At 70.0% G+C, this 21,292-nt stretch carries 13 protein-coding genes and 1 pseudogene; 7 read left to right on the forward strand and 7 right to left on the reverse strand.

Annotated features, from left to right (window positions below; genetic code table 11):
* Positions 1–144 precede the first annotated feature (144 nt).
* The gene (locus RHA1_RS26685) at positions 145–1,623 is read left to right on the forward strand and encodes an Hsp70 family protein (RefSeq protein ID WP_237726960.1); all 1,479 of its coding nucleotides are present in this window, start codon (positions 145–147) and stop codon (positions 1,621–1,623) included.
* A 1-nt stretch (position 1,624) separates the two neighbouring features.
* On the opposite strand, the gene RHA1_RS26690 is transcribed toward RHA1_RS26685, so the two are convergent.
* A complete protein-coding gene (locus RHA1_RS26690; RefSeq protein WP_011597663.1) occupies positions 1,625–2,026 on the reverse strand; it encodes a hypothetical protein in 402 nt (133 codons plus the stop codon).
* Positions 2,027–2,063: 37 nt separating this feature from the next.
* The gene (locus RHA1_RS26695; RefSeq protein ID WP_011597664.1) at positions 2,064–5,300 is read right to left on the reverse strand and encodes a (Fe-S)-binding protein; all 3,237 of its coding nucleotides are present in this window, start codon (positions 5,298–5,300) and stop codon (positions 2,064–2,066) included.
* A gap of 619 nt (positions 5,301–5,919) precedes the next feature.
* Between RHA1_RS26695 and RHA1_RS26700 the strand changes: the two genes are divergently transcribed.
* The 5 genes and pseudogenes from RHA1_RS26700 (at position 5,920) to RHA1_RS52040 (ending at position 9,426) form a co-directional block, all read left to right on the forward strand.
* A complete protein-coding gene (locus tag RHA1_RS26700) occupies positions 5,920–6,366 on the forward strand; it encodes a hypothetical protein (RefSeq protein WP_011597666.1) in 447 nt (148 codons plus the stop codon).
* Positions 6,367–6,658: 292 nt separating this feature from the next.
* The gene (locus tag RHA1_RS26705; protein ID WP_011597667.1) at positions 6,659–7,345 is read left to right on the forward strand and encodes a DUF8020 domain-containing protein; all 687 of its coding nucleotides are present in this window, start codon (positions 6,659–6,661) and stop codon (positions 7,343–7,345) included.
* Positions 7,346–7,516: 171 nt separating this feature from the next.
* Complete coding sequence (locus RHA1_RS26710; RefSeq protein WP_011597668.1) at positions 7,517–8,257, forward strand: DUF8020 domain-containing protein; 741 nt, start codon at positions 7,517–7,519, stop codon at positions 8,255–8,257.
* A complete protein-coding gene (locus RHA1_RS26715) occupies positions 8,254–8,955 on the forward strand; it encodes a DUF8020 domain-containing protein (protein ID WP_011597669.1) in 702 nt (233 codons plus the stop codon). Before RHA1_RS26710 ends, RHA1_RS26715 begins: the two co-directional genes overlap by 4 nt.
* 31 nt (positions 8,956–8,986) lie before the next feature.
* Positions 8,987–9,426, forward strand: a pseudogene (locus tag RHA1_RS52040) (NADPH-dependent FMN reductase).
* A 67-nt stretch (positions 9,427–9,493) separates the two neighbouring features.
* Here the strand turns inward: RHA1_RS52040 and RHA1_RS26725 are convergent.
* The 5 genes from RHA1_RS26725 to RHA1_RS26745 all read right to left on the reverse strand — a co-directional run bounded on the left by RHA1_RS26725 (position 9,494) and on the right by RHA1_RS26745 (position 17,562).
* Complete coding sequence (locus tag RHA1_RS26725; RefSeq protein WP_041812078.1) at positions 9,494–10,804, reverse strand: S1 family peptidase; 1,311 nt, start codon at positions 10,802–10,804, stop codon at positions 9,494–9,496.
* A gap of 239 nt (positions 10,805–11,043) precedes the next feature.
* Complete coding sequence (locus RHA1_RS26730; protein ID WP_011597672.1) at positions 11,044–12,363, reverse strand: S1 family peptidase; 1,320 nt, start codon at positions 12,361–12,363, stop codon at positions 11,044–11,046.
* Positions 12,364–12,475: 112 nt separating this feature from the next.
* On the reverse strand, positions 12,476–13,636 hold the full coding sequence (locus RHA1_RS26735; protein ID WP_011597673.1) for a hypothetical protein: 1,161 nt from the start codon (positions 13,634–13,636) through the stop codon (positions 12,476–12,478).
* 154 nt (positions 13,637–13,790) lie between these two features.
* Positions 13,791–15,734 (reverse strand): LuxR C-terminal-related transcriptional regulator, encoded by a 1,944-nt coding sequence (locus RHA1_RS26740; RefSeq protein WP_011597674.1) that lies wholly within the window; start codon positions 15,732–15,734, stop codon positions 13,791–13,793.
* Between the two features lie 7 nt (positions 15,735–15,741).
* A complete protein-coding gene (locus tag RHA1_RS26745) occupies positions 15,742–17,562 on the reverse strand; it encodes an Hsp70 family protein (protein ID WP_011597675.1) in 1,821 nt (606 codons plus the stop codon).
* 358 nt (positions 17,563–17,920) lie between these two features.
* Between RHA1_RS26745 and RHA1_RS26750 the strand changes: the two genes are divergently transcribed.
* On the forward strand, positions 17,921–21,274 hold the full coding sequence (locus tag RHA1_RS26750) for an IniB N-terminal domain-containing protein (protein ID WP_016883568.1): 3,354 nt from the start codon (positions 17,921–17,923) through the stop codon (positions 21,272–21,274).
* The last annotated feature ends 18 nt before the right edge of the window (positions 21,275–21,292 follow it).

The raw sequence follows: 21,292 nt of genomic DNA on the forward strand, positions 1-21,292 counted from the left end.
GACGCTGCACCTTCCCTAGGGGCGCGCGACGCCGCGTACACAGGAACATCGCAGGAAGCGCACAGCGGTCGGCACAGGAAGGCGGTTTAGCGTTTCGATCGGCAGGAAAGGCGCCTGCCGTCACCACGGAACGGAGATCACGACATGCGGACATCGATGGGGATCAGCATGGGTTCCGACTCGTTCGTGTCCGCCCAGATGCACGGTGAATCGCAGATGCACCGGGAGCACGACGGATTCACGGTGGTGCGGCACTCGGCCGAACTCGCGCTGTCGTCGAGCAGCGCGCCGGCTCTCGGCCCGCACCGCAGCGGACCGCCTCAGGGCAGCATCGTGTTTCGCGACTTCGTCGACAGGGTCGGCGATCCCGTTCCGGTGATCGGGGACGACGGGACCCGGACCCCGGCCGTGCAGCTGGTGACCACCGCGCTCGACTGCCTCGTCCGTGGCCGCACCCCGGCGCGCGACCATGTGGTGGTCGCGGCCCCGGCTGCCTGGTCGGGATACGCCGTCGAGGAACTCGAGAACGAGATCCGACGCTGGGGCCTCCTGCAGAACCGCACCGTCACCGTCATCCCTGACACTAGCGCGGCACTCACGTGGATCTCCCTGGTCGAGAAGCTCGACGAATTCTCGACACTGCTGTTGTGCGACGTCGGAGCCCATTCCCTCGACCTGACCCTGGCGACGAGGCGCGGCGCCGAATTCGGTGTGGTCCGATCGACGCGGAGCACCGACTTCGCCGGAGACCACGCCGACCGGCTGCTGATGGGACATGTGGTCGCGCTCGTACAGAACGCGAACCCGGACTTCGACGTCGAGGATCCCGCCCACCGCGCTGCGCTGGCCGAACTCGCCGCCCGCTGCCGGATCGCGAAGGAGCGGTTGTCGCAGGACACCTCGGCCGTGGTGACCGTCGAGCTTCCCGGCATCCGACGCCGGATACGCGTCATGCGCTCCGAATTCGAGGACGTCATCCGCGTATCACTCACCCGCGCCGCGAACACGGTGGCACGCGAACTCGAACGCCTCGCCGAGACCGGCACCCCCGCCGACGCCGTCGTCGTCCTCGGCGGCGGAGCAGCGGTCCCGCTCGTGACGGAACTGCTCTCGACGGCCGTGGACGTCCCGCTCGTCGTGTCACCCGAGCCGGCGACGGCGTCCGCCCGCGGTGCGGCGGTCGTTGCCGAGCGGGCATCGCTACACCAGTCGGGTTCCCGGGTGATGTCGGCACCGGGACCGCGGGTGAAACCACCGGCGGCGCCGCGACCGATCGCGGCAGCAGCGTCGTCGCGCGTGCTGCCCCCGTCCGCATCAGCCGAGGCGCCGACCCCCGTTGTCGCGCCGACCAGTGTGCCGGTGAGGAAGACACCGAGGTCGGGAATCCGGGGATGGGTGGTGGCGGCCAGCGCCGCCGCGCTCATCCTTCTCGGTGCAGGCGCGGCGGCGACCCAACTGATCGGCCGGGACGACACGCCCTCGGCGACGACCACCACAACCTCGTCCGTCGAACAGGCCTCGTCGGCCGGCGAGACCGGGCAGGAGTACACGGTGCAGGACCCGGCACCCGCCCAGCCGATGGGCGGCGGAACGCCGGGACGCGGCGGCGCCGGACCGCGGTAGGTCAGACCTCGGTGAGTGCTCCGGCCGACAGTGAGGCGTAGATGAGCATGAACACGAACAACATCCAGCCCGCACCCTGCCAGATCGGCCACCGGCCACCGGCCCGCCACACCCGGTAGGTCTGGACGAAGGCTCCGACCCCGCCCAGGAGCAGCAACGCGGGCGGGCCGAAGACGAGGACGTACTTTTCTCCGCCGGCACACTCCATCATCGACTCGGCGCAGTCACCGGACCCGATCGACATCCACGCGACCGAGAGGAGCGCAACGACGATTGCACCGCCCATCACCGCCGCCGTGTACGTGGCGGCGCGGCGAAAGGTGAGATCGGCGCCCGAGGTCATCATGTCGGAGGTTACGCGGTTCGCGACGCGGGCCGTCACGGAAAACAGCAGCGCCCCCACCGATCACGGTGGGGGCGCTGCTGTTCACTGCTGTCGGCTAGCTCTTCCGGCCGGGTGCCTTCGCGCCTGCCTTGAAACCGAGTCCGCCAGGCTTGGCCGGCGGCGGAGCCTTCACCGTTTCCGGTGCCTTGCCGTTGGATCCGTCGCCGTTCGACTCCTCGACCTTCGGAGCCGTGGTCTCGGTTGCCTCGGCCTTCGGTGCTTCAGCCGCGGGAGCCTCGGCCTTCGGTGCTGCGGCCGCGGGAGCCTCGGCCTTCGGTGCTGCGGCCTCGGGAGCCGCGGCCTTTCGGGCTCCGGGAGCCTTGGCGCCGCTCTTGAAACCGAGCCCACCGGCCTTCGCCGCCGGGGGAGCCTTCGGCGCCTCGGCTGCGGGGGCCTGCGGTTCGGACGCGGGAGGCTCGGCGGCCTGGGGTTCGGCGACTGCCGGCTCGGCGGGAGCGTCCGTGGGAGCGGCCTTCGCGCCGGGAGCCTTCGCCTTGCCCTTCATCTGCAGACCCTTGCCCGGTGCCTTGGCGCCGGACGCGAGACCGAGTCCCTTCGGCTTCGCCGCGGGGGCGTCCTGAGCAGGGGTTTCCGCTGCGGGAGCCTCTGCCGCCGGTGCGTCGGCAGCCGGAGCGGCGGCCTTCGCGCCGGGAGCCTTGGCGGCACCCTTCATCTGCAGACCCTTACCGCCCGGTGCCTTCGCACCGCCGGCGAGTCCCAGACCCTTGGGCTTGGGTGCCTCCGCGGTGGGCGCCTCCGAACCGGCAGCCTCGGCCGGAGCGGGAGCTGCCTTCTTGGCGCCGGGAGCCTTCGCCCCGCCTGCCATGCCGAGTCCCTTGCCGGGTGCCTTGGCGCCGGGAGCCTTGGCGCCGGGAGCCTTCGCCCCGGGTGCCTTGGCCAGGCCCTTCATCGCCAGGCCCTTGCCCGCCGGAGCTTCTGTGGCAGCCGGCGTTGCAGCGGCCTCCTCGACCTCTTCGACGCGCTCCTTCTCGACCACCTCGGCCTTGGCCTCGGCTGCTGCCGGCGATGCGGCCGGTTCGGCCGGCTTCTCGCGGGGGATGACCTTGATGTTTTCGCCCAGCTTCTCGGGTTCGAGACGCGTGATGGACGAGAGCATCAGCTGGGCGACGTCGACGACCTCGACGCCCTCGCCCTGGCCGGACTCCTGGCGAGCCGTGACACCGTCGGTGAGCATGACGCGGCAGAACGGGCAGCCGGTCGCGATCTTCTTCGGATCCGTGCTGAGTGCCTCGTCGACCCGGTCGATGTTGATGCGCTTGCCGATGTTCTCTTCCATCCACATGCGGGCACCACCGGCACCACAGCACATGGACCGCTCGCCGTGACGAGGCATTTCCTTCAACTTCGCGCCGGACGCCTCCATCAGCTCGCGAGGCGCGTCGTAGACCTTGTTGTGGCGGCCGAGGAAGCAGGGGTCGTGGTAGGTGACGTCCTCACCGACGGACGCGACCGGAATCAGCTTCTTCTGGCGGACCAGGCGGTTGAGCAGCTGAGTGTGGTGAACCACCTCGTAGTCGCCGCCGACCTCCGGGTACTCGTTGCCGAGGGCGTTGAAGCAGTGGGCGCAGGTGACGACGATCTTGCGCTTGCGCTGCTCGACGCCGTCGAAGACCGAGTTCAGCAACTCGATGTTCTGCATGGCGAGCTGCTGGAACAGGAATTCGTTACCTGCGCGGCGAGCGGAGTCACCGGTGCACGTCTCGTCGGCGCCGAGGACCATGAACTTCACGCCTGCGGTGGCGAGCAACTCGGCGACGGCCTTGGTGGTCTTCTTGGCGCGGTCCTCGTAGGCGCCGGCGCAGCCGACCCAGAACAGGTACTCGTAGTCCTCGAAGCTGTCGGCATCCTGACCGAACACCGGGATCTCGAAGTCCATCTCACTGATCCAGTTGAGACGGTCCTTGGAGTTCTGGCCCCAGGGGTTGCCCTTGTTTTCGAGGTTCTTGAACAGGCCGGCCAGCTCGGACGGGAACTCCGACTCGATCAGCACCTGGTAGCGGCGCATGTCGATGATGTGGTCGACGTGCTCGATGTCGACGGGGCACTGCTCGACACACGCGCCGCAGTTGGTGCAGCTCCACAGCGTCTCGGCGTCGATGACCGGGGCCAGCTCGCCGTCGACGGTCTCGCCGACCAGCTTGCGCTCGGCCTCCCGGCGCGCAGCCTCGGGGATCGCGGCCAGCTTGGCCTCGTCCACGGCGCCGTCGCCGTCCACCAGGCCGATCTCGTCGCCGCCCATGTCCTTGCGGCCACCGGCCAGCAGGTACGGGGCCTTCGCATAACCGTGGTCGCGGAGCGAGGTGATCAGCAGCTTCGGGGACAGCGGCTTGCCGGTGTTCCAGGCGGGGCACTGCGACTGGCAGCGCCCGCACTCGGTGCAGGTGGTGAAGTCCAGCCAGCCCTTCCAGGAGAAGTCCTCGATGTTGCCGGCGCCGAACGTGTCGGTGTCCGGGTCGGCGTCCTCCATGTTGATGGGCTTGCCACCCGACATCATGGGCTTGGCCGCGCCGAGGGCGACGTCGCCGTCGTCCTCACGCTTGAAGTAGATGTTCGCGAACGCCGCGAAGCGATGCCAGGCGACACCCCAGGTGATGTTGCGTCCGACGACGTAGAGCCAGATCATGCCCGACATCAGCTTGACGAAGGCGAAGAACGCGACCATGTTCGGGCTCGCGGGCAGCAGCTTCGCGAGGTTCATCGTGAAGAAGTCGGTCCACGGGTTGGCGTGGCCGTAGGTGGCGATCTTGCCGGCCTTCACGAAGATCATGCCCAGGCCCTCGATGAGGACGACTGCCTCGACGAAGTACGCGGCCTTGAAGTCGGAGCCACTGAACCGGGACAGCCGGGCGGGCACGCGGGGGTGGTTGAGCTGGCGGATCACGATCAGCGTGGTGATACCGATGACCGTGCCGAGGCCGAGGATCTCGTCGATGAAGTGGTAGACGGCGGTGTTACCGACCAGCGGCCAGTGGAACGCCGGGTCGAACGTCTGCCCGTACGCCTCGAACCACACGATGGCTCCGAGCATGAACCCGACCATGACCAGCCAGTGAGCCCAGCCGACGGTGCGGAACTTGCTCATGCGGGTGTGCGCGATGAACTCCACGCACATCTGCTTGAAGCGCGGGAAGAAGGGGCGCCATCGGTCCGGGGCCGACTGGCCGATCCGGACGACGTTGACCATCTTCAATGCGCCAGTGATGAAGGAGAACCAACATACGAGGCTCAGCAGCACGCCGATGGTGCCCAACGTGATCGTCAGGGCATTCATGTCGCGGCCTTTCGTTTCAGGGCGGCAGGGCGGCCACCTCGGGACTGCTCGTGATCCTAACGCTTGCTAAGTTACCCGCTAGTAACTTATTCAGTGTACCTGCGGGTAACTTACCGGCGCTCAGCGGGATCTCTGCAGCTCGGGCGCCGATGAGGCATGTGATGCATGCCACAATCGGACTTTCTGTTCGCCACGTTAAAGGGTCGAAATTGCGGCGTTCACCCAAGGTCGCCCTAACTTCGGCCGACGGCCGCCGGGTGCGGTCCGCGGCGCTCCCGGAGAGGGCTCCGGCGGTCGTTTTCGTCACGAATCCGATGCGGTCGCATTGCGGCCGGATGACGACGAGTGGATATTCCGGGTGCTCACGTCGACGCTGCCGAAATCCCTCCCGAGTGACGTAATTCATGCCGTGTAATTCGCGCGAATTACACACATTCGAAGCGCTACTGATCGGTAACTTGCGGGTGCGATGAATTTTTCGTCAATGAACATTTCGGCCGTGATTCCGCTGTTACTCTGAGCGTGTTTTCCGGCCCTGGCCAGCGGTCACACGGGGGGCCGAGCAGTGCACTTCGATCACACCAGAACTTCGTCGGGACGCTCCTGAAATGAGGCATCAATGATCGTGAGAAAAGCTGCAGTCACGGCAGGGATGGCGGTCGCCGCCATGGGGCTCGCTGCCGGGGTTTCCCATGCAGGGCCGGTGGCAGCACCTGCTCCAGGGGCGCCTGTTCCGGCAATAGCGGCGCCCGCGGTTCCTTCGCTGCCGTTCCACGACGTCGCGTCCCGCGAGGAGAACGACAGGGCGTTCGGTCAGTTCGGTGCGCAGGTCGGCATCGCCGTCACGGTCGGAAGCCTGGTCGGAACCATAGCTGGGGCCGGAATCGGCTGCATCGCAACACTTCCCGCTGGCTGCGTCGCCGGGCTGGTGACCGGGGCCGGTATCGGCGGGGTCATTGGAACCATCGTCGCCGGTGGCCCCACCCTCGGCGTCAGTGCGTACCAGTTGTGGGAGACGTACAACGCCGCTCCGGGGACCTCGATCTACGCGGACCGGGACGAGTAGAGCCCTCGTATCAGCGCCCGGCCCCGTCGTGCCTCGCACGGCGGGGCCGAGTCGTGAGTGGAGGCCACCGCGAAGAAACCGACCGGTTCCCCGCTTTGTGTGGGAATAACTGCATCCCTGACTGGTGCAATTCTTGAAATTCGATCCCAATGCCGTTCTGGGCGCAATTTTTCATAACCCTGAGCAGACTATTTCGTGAGCGCCTTTTCTCTAGGCGAGACTCAATTGGGATCTGTCACAGCCGCAAGTTACTGTTTAGCAACGGATGGGGTTGAAACCTTAAGGGGATGGAATGAAGTTGCGTCGTATCGTTACGACTTCGGCACTTTTGGTGGGTGTGCTCGCGACCGGGTCCGGGGTGGCGGTCGCGGAACCCGTCGCCGAGCCGGGCACCGAGATCGGATACGAATCCCACATCGAGGACCGCACGGTCGTGACCACGCTCGACGCCGGCGCCTTTGCGCTCGCATCGGACGGGAAGTCCGTCGCGATCAAGGATGTGGGTGGGGCAACTGTCGTTTCCCTGCCGCTCGCGTACCGATTCGACGGACTGCAGTTTCCGTTCGAGGAAGAGATCACCGAAAACGGAAAGACCCTGCGTCTGACGCCGAGTGTCGACAAGGCCGAGGCAACGCCGATCTCACCCGAGGATCGGATCACGCCCATCGCGCTGCACGACGTGGCGTCGATCGACGAGAACACCAGGGCTCAGTCGGCGTTCCAGCAGCAGCTCGGTATCGCGATGACGGTCGGCAGTCTCGGCGGCACCATCGTGGGTGGAATCCTGGGATTCGCCGTCGGTTGCGTGGTCGGGACACCTGTGGCCGTCTTCGGATGCCTGCCGTTCGGCGTAACGGGAGCGGGGATCGGTGCGCTACTGGGCACGATCGTCGTGGGCGGCCCGACGCTGGCGATCGCCGGTATCGACCTGATCAACACGCTGAACGCACCGCCCGGCACCACGAAGTGGGTGAAGTAGCCCCACCCCGCGGTACTCAGACGCCGCCCGCCTCCCTTCGGAGGCGGGCGGTTCGTCGTTGCGCCCCTCGCGGGAGTGAACCTCGTCACACCGGCGTATCCGACCTGCCGGGTCAGCCCATGCTTAGGCTAACCTTCGTCCGTCACAGCGCTGCTCTCGAAACGGATCTCGATGAACCTCCGACGGTTTACTGCCACCTCCCTGCTCGTCGTCGCGGCGATGGGCGTCGGGGCGGCCACGTCATACGCCGATCCGGCCGCTGCACCCCAGCCGGGCGCGGAACAGGGCATCCCGAACATCAACTACCAGACCGCCCGCGACGGTGACGCCGCTGTGGCCACCCTCGACGCCGGCGCCTTCTCGATCAACGCCGCGAACGACACCGTCGACGTGGTCGACGACGGCGGCCGCGTCGTCGCGTCCATTCCCACGTTCTTCCGGGTCGACGACCTGCAGCATCCGTTCGCGGTGGCGGTCGACGACACCGCTCGCGTCCTGCGGCTAGTCCCGAACATGGATCCGTCGGCAGCGACCCCCGTCCCCGTGTCGGAGCGGCTGACTCTCGACGACGTCGCCGCACCGCAGGACAAGCAGGAACGCGACGACCGCGCACTCGACGACTTCCAGCAGCAACTCGGGATCACGAGCGCGATCACCGCGATCGTCGCGGCCATCATCGGCGGGGCGATCGGCTGCGCGATCGGTGTCATCCCCGGCACGGCTGCGCTGGTGATTCCGTTTCTCGGCCTCGCCGGTCCGGTGGCCGGGTGCATCGGAGGTGCGCTGATCGTCGCACCCGTCGTCGCGCTTGCCGGCACCATCGTCGTCGGCGGTGGCGCCCTGGTGGTTCTCGGAATCCAGTACTTCAACACCATCAACAGCCCGTTCGTCGCACCGGAACCCACGGCATGAGCGGCCGGTTCGTACGGAACCTGCGGGCCGTCACCGGGGCAGCGTTCCTCGTCGTCGCGGCACTCGGAATCTCCGCCGGGACCGCACACACAGCTCCACTGGCGCAGCGGGATTCGTCCGACATCGGCTACGAGGCGCACGCCGAGGGGGAGTCCGTCGTCACGTCGATCGACGCGGGCGCCTTCCGGATCACCGACACTCGGGAAGCGATAGAGGTGGTGGACGACAGCGGCAAGGTGGTGGCTGCGCTGCCGCTCACGATTCGCGTCGGCGACGCAGTCTATCCGATCGACGCCGACCTCGATGGGCGCACGGTGACGCTCACTCCGCAGGTTCCCGCCGGCGTCGCGTCCTCCCTGAAATCGGTTGCGCAGGACGGATTCGACACTCAGGAAGAGCGTGACGACTCGGCGCTCGCCGACTTCAACAGCTACCTCGGTTACGCGACACTGATCGGCGGCCTGATCTTCGGTGTGATCTTCGGTGCCGTGGGTCTCGCGGTCGGGTGCGGCCTGTTCGCCGTGACCGTGATCGGCACGCCGGTCGGGTGCCTCGGCGGGCTGCTGGCGGGATTCGCCGCCGGCGGGTTGGCCGGAACCATCTTCGTGGGCGGCGCCGCACTGGTGATCCTCGGAATCCAGTACCTCGTCACCATCAACACGCCGTTCATTCCGCCCGCGCCCGAGCCCACCGCCTGATCAGTTCCCGCGCGCTCGGTAGCCGGTTGCCGTGATCGTCGGCAGCACCGGAGAGGGCAGGTTCGCACCCACCGTCGCCGACTGGTTCGTTCGCGCCGCGGGAGAGTACGGCTGCGCCGCTCTCGACGTCATCGACCTCGCGGACGTCCCACTACCCGTGGTGGTCCCGGGTTTCGGCACCGACGCGTAGCCGACGGTGGCCGCAGTGGGGGCGCGGCTCGCGGCCGCGGACGCCTTCGTCGTGGTGACCCCGTCGGCTTCGTGTCGTACGGCGGAATGGGCGGGGGACTCCGCGCGGTGGAACAGCTGCGGTTGGTGTTCGCGGAACTTCACGCGGTCACGGTCCGCGACAGTGTCAGCTTTCGCGGCGCGTGGGCGGTGTTCGACGAGAACAGGGAACCGCTCGACCAGATCGAATGGTGGGGCACCACCCTGCGGGATGCCCGGGCGGTCCGGCCCTACGCGGCCTGAGTGCACGACCGACGACAGCGGCCCGCCTCCCGAGAGGGAAGCGGGCCGCTGTCTTCTGTGGAGTGCGTTACGAGGTGCGCACGCGCAGACCCGGGTTCTCGGCCAGCACCTCGTTGATCGGCGTGGCGAACAACTCGGGGCTCTCGCCGAGGACGAACGTGACGACGTCCGCGACCTGGCAGATCGGGTACTGCCCGACGTTGGACGCGCTCGAGATTCCGAGTGCCAGCGTGCCCGTCACGATCGTGCCGCCGCTGTCGCCCTGCAGGGCGCACATGCTCGTCGAGAAGCTGTCGGCCAGCGTGCGCTCACCGACCGAGACGGTCTGCGCCACGGACGTGACGACACCGCACGTGAAACCGGTGGTCAGACCCGACTTGCACACCGGGGCGCCGACAATCGGGTCGGCGGTTCCGGTGATGGCGACCGGCGCTGCGCCGGGAACCCGGACGCCGTTGTTCTCGAACCGGTGTGCGGCGTTGTCGTCGGCCCGGATGATCGAGTAGTCGTGGATGTCCAGGCTCGTTTTGGCGAAGGTGCCGATCCGCGGACCGGTGCCACCCGGGACCAGCGAGAACGCCTCCGATGCCTCCGAGGTGCCGGCAGCGTCCCGGTTGGGGTCGCAGTGTCCGGCCGTGATGTTCACCGGGCCGCCCGAGCTGTCGGTGCCGTTGAAACCGAGCGAGCAGCGCAGCCCCACTCCGCCGCCGAGCGAGCCGTACGCGTCGCCGCCCAGCAGGGCGTCGGCGGGGAGCGGTTCGGCGATGGGGGTGAGGTCGGTGGACGGCAGCGGAGCGGCCGTGGCCGGCGACTGCACGACGCGTGCGCCCTTCAGGAAGTCCGGAAGCTGCAACCCGCCCACGTTGTCCGCACGGAGCACGAGATCGTTGTTCACGATGTCGATGGCCACACCGCGAACGAGATCCGCGACGGCGGGCGGCTGGGTGTCCAGCCAACTGTCGAGCGACTTCACCTGAGCCTGCAGGCTGCTCTCGCTCTGTGCCACATCCTTCACCTGGAACCCGGCCTTCTCGGCCGCGGCGACCGCGGCGTCCTTGTCGGCACCGTCGGCGAGCCCGACGATCGGGGTGCCGGCGTTGTCGAGCCAGGTTCCGGCGAACGCATCCGGGAACTGGATGCGGGCGATCTTCGCGAACTCGGCCAGCTTCTGGCCCAGCTCGGAGTGCTCCAGGTACTGGTCCGGGCTCAGCGACAGATCACGCTGGATAGCGTCGATCAGTTCCGCGGGAAGCTTGGCGGCCTGGCCGGACACTCCGGGCTCGACCGGATCGGCCTGAGCGGAGGCGGCGACCGGACCGAGGAGCAGCAGCGCGGCGGAGCCGAACACGGCGGCACGACGTGCGATGGAGCTTCGCATGGGGGCCTTTCTGATGTTTGTTTGTTCGCAGTTGCCTCGCGGGCGCATACGAATACGACCCCCCGACAGGTAAGGCCGTACACAGTCGGAGTCGACTATATGGGTTCGCCCCGTCTATTCCCACCTGTAACACTCTCGGTGGACGACGCAGCAGGACAAAGCGGACACGGGGCCGGAATACACCTGTGCCCGGTGTCCGAGCGGAGCGGACACCGGGCACAGGGTGGGGCGGTGGGGAACTAGTCGGAGATGGTGCGCACGCGCATCCCGGATCCGAGCGTGTCCACGATGTCCGCGACGGGGATGCCCAGGCTGGCGGTGCCACCCTCCGGTGCCAGCACCAGGTTCGCCTCCGTGCAGTTGGGGGCGCCACTGGCGTTGGAACCACTGGTGATGCCCAGCGCGAGGGTTCCGGTGACGATGGCGCCGCCGCTGTCACCCGCGAGGGTGCAGGCCGTGCCGGCGAAACCGTTGACCACGCGGCTCGAACCGTCGGCGACGAACAGCTGCGTCTCGACGCGATCGGCTGCCACGACACCACACGTGAACGACGACGTCTGGCCCGACTTGCAGATCGGGGCGCCGACGACGGGCCGGGCGGTGCCGGTGATCTCCAGCGTGGTGCCGTTCGCGCCGCGAACCGCGGGACGGTCCAGACCGGCCTTGACGCCGGCCTCGTTGAGCTTGATCACCGAGTAGTCCAGCTTGTCGGCCGGGTTGCCGACCGACGACTTCGAGAACGCGCCGATCTGCTGGCTGTCGTCCACGTTCTGGTGATTGGGAAGGAACACCGGCGACGGCTGACCCTCGGCGGGGTTGCAGTGTCCGGCGCTGATGTTCACGGCCTGGCCGCTGTCGTCCACGGCGTTGAAACCGAGCGAGCAGACGGAGATCTCCGAGATCGGCGTCTTCGGCAGCTCACCCGCGGTGGTGATGTAGGTGTCACCCGCGAGGGGACCTCGCTCCACCGGACCGCCGCCGCCGGGGCTCAGCATCACCTTGACGTTCGCGAGCAGCGTCGGCAGGTTCAGCGCCTGGCCGATGGGGCTGTTGACGACATCGATGACGACGCGGTTCTCGAGGACGTCGATCGACGCGGAGTTGACCTGGGAAGCCACGTCCTTCGGCAGTCCCGCGATCCAGCCGTTCACGTCGGAGAGGGTCTTCTCCAGGCCGTTCGCGGACACGGGCGCAATGCGGGTGTCGTACCCGGCCTTGGCTGCGGCGTCGGCTGCCTCGTTCGTGGTGACCGCGACGACGGGCTGGCCGTCGAGGCCGATCCAGGCCCCGGCGAAGTCGTCGGGATGCTGCTCCCGGAAGTCCTCGGCGTAACTACCCAGCTCCTGTGCCTTCGCGGCGCGGTCGAGGTACTCCTGCGGGCTGATCTTCAGGTCGCGGGTGATGGCCTCGACGAGTTCGGCCGGCAACTTGTCGGCGCTCAGCTGAGTGGTGTCGGGCTGCGTAACAGGGTCGGCCTGGGCGGCAGTGGAAAACGGGAAGAGAAGAAGCATTGCCGAGGCGCCTACAACAGCGGCGCGGTGCGCCAGCACGTTACGCATGAAATCCCTTCTGCACGGAATCCGTTCACTGAGGATTCCTTCTGGGGTGGGTATCAGCGCCCCACCTTAAGCTACGGACGAGTCAGACGGTCGGGGAGGTGTGATCAGAGCCTCACTCACCTGGGCTTTTGAGAGCCGGCAACGCGGGTGTGGTCGTGGTGGTGGTCGCGGCCGCGGGTTCCTTCATCGTCGTCGTGGTTGTTGTTGTCGTGGTGGTCGTCTCCGGCGGCGTCGTGGTCGTCGCGGCAGTCGTCGTCGTGGTGGTCTGCGTGACCGTGGTGATCGAGGGAAGGGTGATCACCGGCGTCGTCGTCGGGGGCGGAGGCGGCGGCACGAACACGGATGTCGTCTCCACCGGTGCAGGCGGGGGAGCCACCGGGATGGGGGCCTGAACCTCCGTCGTGACGGCCACCTCCTGCGTGCTCGCCGTCGGCAAGACAACGGACGCGGCCGGCGTGGGTCGTGCGCTGGACGTCGTCACCGACGCGGTCTGGGCGTCCTGGATCGACGGGACCGGGGTGCTGCCGCCGCCGGTGAGTGCGAACGCGAGCGCCCCACCGGCCAGCGCCAGGACGGCCGCGGCGACACCGGCGATGATCAGCGGCCGACGGTCCGTGCGCTTGGCAGGTGGGGTCGATGTGCTCGCGGCACCGGCCGCCTCGGTCTCGGCGGGCTGATACGCGTCGGCGGCAGCGGCCGCGGCCGCGGGCACCGCCGTCACGGCGGAGTACGCGGTGGGCATGGGGGCCTCGACGATCGGAATCGACTCGGTGTCGGCGCTCGTGTCCTCGTCGGTCAGTGCCAGCCCGGCCGCCAGCAGTGCGGCGCCGTGGGCCGGGGACTCCGGCGAGGCGGCGAGCGCCACGGACTCCGGGATGAGTGTCGCGTCGCCCAGACCCATGTAGTCGAGGGATTCGCGCAGTTTCGTGATGATCTCCGGCGCCCAGTCCGACGGATGGGTCGCGGTGACCTTCACCGTCCCCGACAGTCCGTCCGCGGCCTCCCTGAAGAGGCAGAACATCGCCGTCGCGACGAGGTCCTCGGCGCGGGTCAGCGAGCCCGCGTACTCGATGCCCGCGGGCTCACCGACGCGGGCCAGGAAGTCGCGGACGGCACCGGTCGATTCCGTGCCGGGGTCGCCGAGCTGAACCGTGCCGTCCGGGGCCGTGAAGAGGACGGACGGGTGTTCGATCGTCCTCACGTCGGTTCCGGAGGCGGTCACCACCGCTGTGGAAACCGCATCGCCGACGGTGAGTCCGACTCCGGTGGTCATGAAAGATCCTTACTGGCACAGTTCGAGGGGTGCCTCATCGCACCATGTGCACAGTGTGTCGCCTGCCGCAGTCGAATGGTTACACGGGGCGCTGCTGCGCCTTCGGCGCCCGTGAGTACTTATTAACCACCCGCGGTTAATAAGTACTCACGGGTCAGGAGTCGGCGGAATACCCGTGGCCCATCGCACGCAGCATCGACAGCAGCTCGGACCGCGACCCGGCGCCCAGCCGCCGCCGGATCCGCGCGACGTGGTGCTCGATGGTCTTCGCGGAGATGTAGAGGCGTGACCCGATCTCCCGGTACGTCAGCCCCTGGACGAGTAGTTCGGCCACCTCGGCCTCGCGGTCGGTGAGCGATCCCGGTGTGCTCGGACTCGACACGACCGCGGAGTCGGCACCGTTGCCCGCGGACGTCGGCTGCCGCAGGGCCCTCGCGACCTGCAGGAGAGCGGTCGCGACCCTCGTGTCGGACGCACGCAGCGCGGCTTCACCCGCGAGGCGCGCACCGTCCCACGGCAGGCCGATCCGGTCGAGGGTGCGGGCCGCGTCTTCGACGGATGCGGCGTCGATGTCGCCCTGCAGCACGCGCAGCCAGGCGCGACCGGCGGTGGCGAGCCCGGACGCGTACGTGCTGACCTTGGCGGCCTCGCCGAGTGCGCGGGCGTGGGGCATCAGGTCTGCGGGGCATTCGGCGAGGATCGAGGCCTGCACGCCGTACCAGTGCAGCGCCGATCCCCACATCGCCGGCTCGCCGAGCGTCCGCAGCAACGACTGCGCGTCCTCGACGAGGTGGGTGATCCGGGCGGGTTCGCCGACCCGGATCGACGTCAGCCACAGTTCGCCGAGCGGCAGCAAACTCAGCAGGTCCACCGAGTATTCGGCGAGCACGCCTTGCGCGCCCGCCCAGGCCTGAAGCAGTGCCGCGTTGTCGCCGGTGCGCCGGGCCAGCCCGACCCGCAGGCCGTGGACGAACAGCAGATCGCGTTGCCGCATCGACGCGGCGTCGAGGCCGTCGAGCCGTGACTGCGCCGCGGCGAGGTCGCCGCGGACCATGGACGTCCAGGCGGTGAGCAGCTGATGCCGGTTCGCGGTGACACTGCCGGGCCGTTCGGTTTCCCGTGCCCGGGCGAGGACCGCGTCCGCGTGCGCGAGTTCGCCGCAGTGGAGCGCGGCGAGGGCGGTGATCGCGGCGGGGGAGTCGGGCAGTACCCGTGGCCGGGACGCGCGACCGGGCAGCGACAGTGCACGCGTCAGTGAGTTCAGTGCGGCGTTGGCGGACGCGGTCGCCGACTGGACGAGTCCGGTCGCGACGAGTGCGGCGCCGGCGGTGGCGGCCGTGGGGGGTGCGCCCGCGCTGGTGGCGAGGACGGCTTCGGCGTCGTCGAGTCGCCCCGCGACCACCAGGACGGAGGCGGCGAGGGAGGCGTCGGCGCCCGCCCGGTCGGCGCCGAGCCAGGCGTACAGTTCGGCGCTGCGATCGATCATGCCGCAGAACGCGGCGCCGGCGGCCGAAATCCTGACCGCCGCAGCGAGTTCCGCATCGCCGACGGTGCCGGACCGTTCGAGGACCGAATCGGCCAGGCCGACCGCGGTGTCGAGGTCGCCGTTCAGGGCGCAGGCCTCGGCGTATGCGACGACGGCACTGTCTCCGAGCCTGCCGACCCGGCCGGCTTCGGCGTACAGGGCGACCGCGGTGGCCGGTTCGGCGAGTTCTGCCTGGGCACAGAGAAATTGGCTCAGATCGTCGCTCGGTGTGCCGGTCGCGGCGACCGCGCGGGCGACGGGAAGCGTGAGCGTTCCGCCGTCGACGTGGTGGGTGAGCAGGCGGCGGGCAAGCGTGGTCAGCCGGTTTTCGCCGAGCGTTTCCGTGAGATGCGTGTGGTCCGCCAGAACCAGCGTGTCCCGTTCGTCGACCCAGCCGTCCGCGCGGAGCGCGTCGACAGCGGCGCGGGCACGGTCGGGTTCGATGTCGAGTACTCGGGCGACCACGGTCTCGTCGAGGTCGCTGCCGAGCAGAACCAGTGCGAGAGCAGACAGTTGCGGGCCGTCGAGCTCCGCGAGTTCCGTGGGAGGAAGCGGTGAGGGCAGCGTGGACACCGGCGCCCTATCCGCCGTTGCCGAGGACGCCGGGCACCAGGCCGGTGACTCCGCCGACGACGCCGCCGACCGTGTCGCCCACTCCGTTGACGGTGTCACCCACCGCGCCGGCACCGCCGACGATGGTGTTGGCGATCGCGGCGCCGCCGTCGGTCTGGGGAACGCTCGGGGCCGGAGCGGGGGCCGGTGCGGGCGCGGGGGCCGGGGCTGGTGCGGGTACTTCGGCCGCGGGAGCCGGTGCGGTGCCGGGCGCTGCAGCGACCGGTGCGGCCCCGGCCGGTGCCGCGGTACCGGGTGGGACGGTGCCGGGTGCGGCGACCGGGGTCGCCACGCCGGCCGCGGTACCGGGTGCCCCGGTCGCGGCGGCGACGCCCGCCGCCTCGGTGCCGGGAGCGGCGGCGCCCGTCGCGGCGGCCTCGGCCGGAACACCGGACGTGGAGGCCGCGCCCGCCGACGTGCCCGACGACTGCGAGGTGGTGGAACCCGAGTTGGACGACGACGGTGCGACGTCGAGGGCGGTGCCGAGCGACAGCCCACCCGCGGCGAGCAGGGCGATGGCTGCGGCGGAAGCGGTGATGATCCCGGCCTTCTTCTTCCGCGACATCCCGGTGGCGGCGGGCTCGCCGAGGGTCGGTGCGGGGGTGCGGGCGGCGAAGACGACGGTCTCGGCGTCCGACTCGGTGACCGGGGCGGCAGGCGCTGCGGCGGCTGGTGTCGCGGTGGGCACGACGACCGGCATCCGCGCGACGGTCGGGGCGGCGGCGCGTCCCGCATTGTCGTCGGCGGCGAGCAGGGCGGCGCCCAGGGCCGCGGTGTGGCCCGGACGTTCGGCGGCGACGACGGGAACACGCAGTTCCGCCGACAGGAGTTCGGCGACCAGCGGGATCGCGGCGCTTCCGCCGGTGAGCACCACCTGGGTGACGTCGCTGGATTCGAGGCCGGCGGCGTGGATGCTCTCGCGCACCAGCGTCACCGATTCCTGCAGGGACGCGCGGATGAGGTCTTCGAGTTCCGAGCGCACGAGCCGCACGTCGGTGGAGATGCCGGGCAGCTCGATGCCGATGGTGGCTTCGGTGTCGGAGGACAGCGCCTCCTTCGCCGCGGTGCAGCGGGTCCGCAACCGGGTGAGGGCGGCGACCGTGTCGGGTGCGAACGGGTCGATGTCGCCGAACTCCTCGGCGACGTTGCCGAGGACGTACTGCATGGTGGCGTGGTCGAAGTGGGCGCCACCGAAGTCCTCGGACCGCACCGGCTTGCCGAGGACGCCGGTCTCCGTGCCGTGTGCGTCCGAACGGAAGAGGGTGATGTCGAGTGAGGTGCCGCCGAGGTCGTAGATGACGGTCAACGCGTCGCCGAGGGTGCCGCGGGTCCGTTCGAGCCACGTCATCACCGCCTGCGCCTCCGACACCAGGGTCGCGTCCGTGACGCCGGCCTGCTCGAGCGCGTCGGCGAGGACACCGACGGTGTACGGCGGCCAGACGGTCGGGTGGGCGACGACGGTGGTCGGGAGGCCGTGGCGGCCCGACGCGGCCTCGTGCACGATGCAGCTCACGGCGGTGGCCACCAGGTCTTCACCGGAGTAGGTCGAGCCGTCGTCGGTGAGGATCCCGACCGGGTCGCCCACGCGGTTCGCGAAGTCGGACACCGTCACCGCGTCCGGTTCGCTCGTGTCGTCGCCGAGGACGGGAGCGCGGTCGGGGGAGAGGTGGAGAACACTTGCGCGGGACAGGACGGTGAGGTCGGCGGCATCCGTCACGCTCGCCCCGTCCGTGTCGACGGCGGCCACCGTATTGACCGATCCGACACCGATGCCGAGCGCTGCAGCCATGTTCCACTCCTGTGGTCCGGGCGGGCGTCACGCCGCCTGCGTCAGGCGGACGGTGCCGCCGTCGTATGTGACGGCCGAAGCCGTCGTGGTCACTCGATTTGTCGCGTGGAGTGGCCGTTTCGTTACGCCGACGCCGCTGGTCTACGGCAGTTACGGGGCCGATCCCCTAATGGCCCCCTATCCCCTAACGGGGAGGCCCCGACCCCCGATGGGAGATCCCCGATGCCGGGGTCCCCGAGTAGGGGGCGCCGCCCCGTTGGGAAGGGGGCCGCCGATCCATAACGTGTATTTCACTCGCCGTCACAGCAGTTGTGGTGGCCACCCGAACTCCCCGAACCTCGACTACAGGAGAGCTGCCATGGCTACCAATGCCGTCCTCGACTTCATTCTCGGCCTTCTTCGCGACGAGCAGGCTGCGGCTGCCTACTGCGCCAACCCGACCGAGGCGCTGTGCGCCGCCGGCCTGCAGGGTGTGAGCCACGCGGACATCGTCTCCGTTGCTCCCCTGGTCGCGGAGTCGGGACTGTTCGCAGGTGGCGGGGCCGACCTGGCCGCGATCGTCAACGCCGGTGCCGACGTCGCCGGTGACGTGGCGGGCGGTATCGGCGCAGGTGTCGGTGGCGGCCTGGGCGGCGGCCTCGGTCTCGGCGGCGGTCTCGGCGGTGCGGTCGGTATCGGTGCCGGTGCAGGCCTCGGTCTGGGTGCCGGCCTGGGCGGCGACTTCGACTTCGCGGCGGAACTGGCTGCCGGCCTGAGCGCCGCGCTCGGTGCGGCGCTGGAGATCGGCGGCGAGATCGGTGCGCAGCTCGGCGCCGCGCTGGGTGCAGCCCTCGACGCAGCACTCTCCCTCACCGGTGGCCTCGACCTCGGTAGCGCACTCGACATCGGCGCCGCGATCAGCGGGGCCCTCGGAGGCGCGCTCGGGCTGGGCGCCGACCTGACGGCGCAGCTCGCCACCACCCTCACCGCGGCGATCACGGCCCTGCCGGTTGTCGACGTTGCCGGTGGTCTCACCGGGATCCTCGCCCCCGCACTGTCGATCGGCGGCGACCTGGGCGCCGAGCTGGGTGCGGCTCTCGGTGCCGCCCTCGGAAGCGTCGTCGACCTCGGCGGGAGCCTGGACGGTGACATCCTCGCCGGACTCGGTAGCGGCCTCGACCTCGGTGCTGTGCTCGGAACGACCCTCGGCGGCGTGCTCGGTGTCGACGCCGGTCTCGGCGGCGCGCTGGGCGGTGCGCTCGACGCGGCGATCGGCGCGGGCGGCGGGCTGGGCGCCACCCTCGAAGGCCTGCTCGGCGGTGAACTGCTCGGTGACGTCGCCGGCTCGCTCGGCGGAGTTCTCGGCACCGACCTCGGCGCGGTCCTCGGTGGAGCTCTCGGTGGTGTCCTCGGTGCGGGCGGCGACCTGAGCGCAGACCTCGGTGGCGCACTCGGCGCGACTCTCGGTTCGATCGCGGACCTGGGCGGCGGACTGGACCTCGACGCGATCCTCGGTGCGGGCGGCAGCCTCGGCGGTGCGCTGAGCGGACTGCTCGGCGGTGAACTCGGAGTCGGCGGCGACCTCACCGCCGGTCTGGGTACCGCGCTGGACGCCGTTCTCGGTGCCGGTGGCGGCCTCGACCTCGGCGCCGTTCTCGGTGCCGACGGCGACCTCGGCGGTGCGCTGAGCGGCATCCTCGGTGGCGTGCTCGGCGCGGGCGGTGACGTCAGCGGCGATCTCGGTGGAGCCCTGGGCGGTCTGCTCGGCGGCGCCCTCGATCTGGAGGGTGGCCTCGGCGGCGCCCTGTCCGGCGCACTCGACAGCGGACTGGGACTGGACGCCGCACTCGGCACGGTCCTCGGCGGAGCCCTCGGCCTGGACGGTGGCCTGGCCGCCGAACTGGGCAGCACCCTCGACGCCGTGCTCGGCGCGGGCGGCGTGACGGACATCGACCTGGGCGGTCTGCTGGACGGCGGACTGGGCCTCGGGCTGGGCACCGACCTCGGTCTCGGCGGGGAACTGACGTCGGAGCTGACGACGGCGCTGAGCGGGGCCCTCGGCCTGGGCGGCGAGGCAGGCGCGAACCTGGGCACGGTCCTGGGCGGCGCCCTGGAGAGCGGCCTCGGGCTGGGCGGTGTCCTCGACACCGGTGCCGACCTGGGAACCACCATCAGCGGCGCGCTCGGCGGGGTGCTCGGAGTCGACGGTGACGCCACCGCCGGTCTGGGTGCGGCCCTCGACGCGGTGCTCGGCGCGGACGGCGGAGTCGACCTCGGCGGCGTGACCGACCTGGGCGGCCTGCTCGGCGGTGCGTTCGGTGTCGGTGGCGGTGCGGGCGCAGACCTCGGCGCGGCCCTGGGCGGAGTGCTCGGCGGTGCGCTGGAGACCGGCGGCGCCCTCGACCTGGACAGCGTTCTCGGCGCGGAGGGAAGCATCGGCAGCACGCTGGGCACCGCTCTCGGCGGCGTCCTCGGAGCCGACGGCGACCTCAGCGCGACCCTCGGTTCCGCACTGGAGACGGCTCTGGAGGCCGGTGGCGGACTCGATCTGGACTCCGCTCTGGACGCCGACCTCGGACTCGGCGCCGCAGCCGGCGTGGGCGGCGCCCTGGACGGTGCGCTCGACGCGGGCACCGATCTCGCGGGTGGCCTGACGGGCGGCATAGACGGCGCGCTCGGCGGACTGCTCGACGTGGGCAGTGACGTCACGGGCAACGTGGGCGGCGCTGTCGGCGGCGGCGTCGCAGGCGGCGCGGACGCCGCGGCAGGCATCGGTGCCGGTGTCGCCGCGGGTGTCGGTGCGGTTGCCGACGCCGGAGCGGACCTCGGCGGCAGCCTCGGAACCAACCTGGTCGGCGGACTGGACACGGCCGGTGGCCTGGGCGCCGGTCTGACCAGCGGTCTCACCGGTGGTCTCGGTGGAATCTTCGAAACCGGTGCGGGCCTCGGCTCCGCACTGACCGGCAGCGTCGGCGGTGCCGTCGACGCGGTGGGCGAGGCAGGCGCCTCGGTCGGCGCGGTCGCCGACGCCGGTGCGAACGTGGACGCGAACCTCGGTGGCGCCCTGGACACGGCGGCCAACCTGGGTGGCACGGTCGGTGGCGCCCTGGACACGGCCGCGAATCTCGGCGGAAGCCTCGGCGGCACGGTCGATGCCGCGGCCGGTGTCGGCGGAGACGTGGCCGGTGGAATCGAAGGCGGCCTGGACAGTGCGGTCGACGCCACCGCCGGTCTGACCGGTGGACTGGATGCCACCACCGACGCGGTCACCGGCCTCGGCGCCGGATTGTCCGGTGGCGTGGGTGGCCTCGGATCGCTCGGCACCTCGGTCGGAGGCGCCCTCGACGGTGCGGTCGGCGGAGCGGTCGACGGTGGAGCCGCAGTGGGCGGCGCGGTCGACGGCGGAGCGTCCGCCGGTGGTTCGGTCGACGGTGGAGCGTCGGCAGGCGGTTCCGCCGACGCGGACGCGACCACGGACGGTTCGGCCGACCTCGGTGCGGTCGGCGGGGTCGTGGCCGACACCACCGGGTCGATCGCAGGCGGACTGGGGTCCACCCTGGGCGGTGCCGTCGACACCGGCGCCGACACCTGGTCGTCGATCGACGCGGACAACGCGTTCGGCGCCGACTCGGGCCTGCACGCGGACACCGACGGCTCGCTGTTCGGTGACACCGACACCTCGGTGGCCACGACGCACGACGTCACGGACGTGGTCGATCACCTCGAGCCGTGATGAGACGGCGGTTCCGGC

This window comes from Rhodococcus jostii RHA1 (assembly GCF_000014565.1).
Taxonomy (GTDB): Bacteria; Actinomycetota; Actinomycetes; order Mycobacteriales; family Mycobacteriaceae; genus Rhodococcus_F; species Rhodococcus_F jostii_A.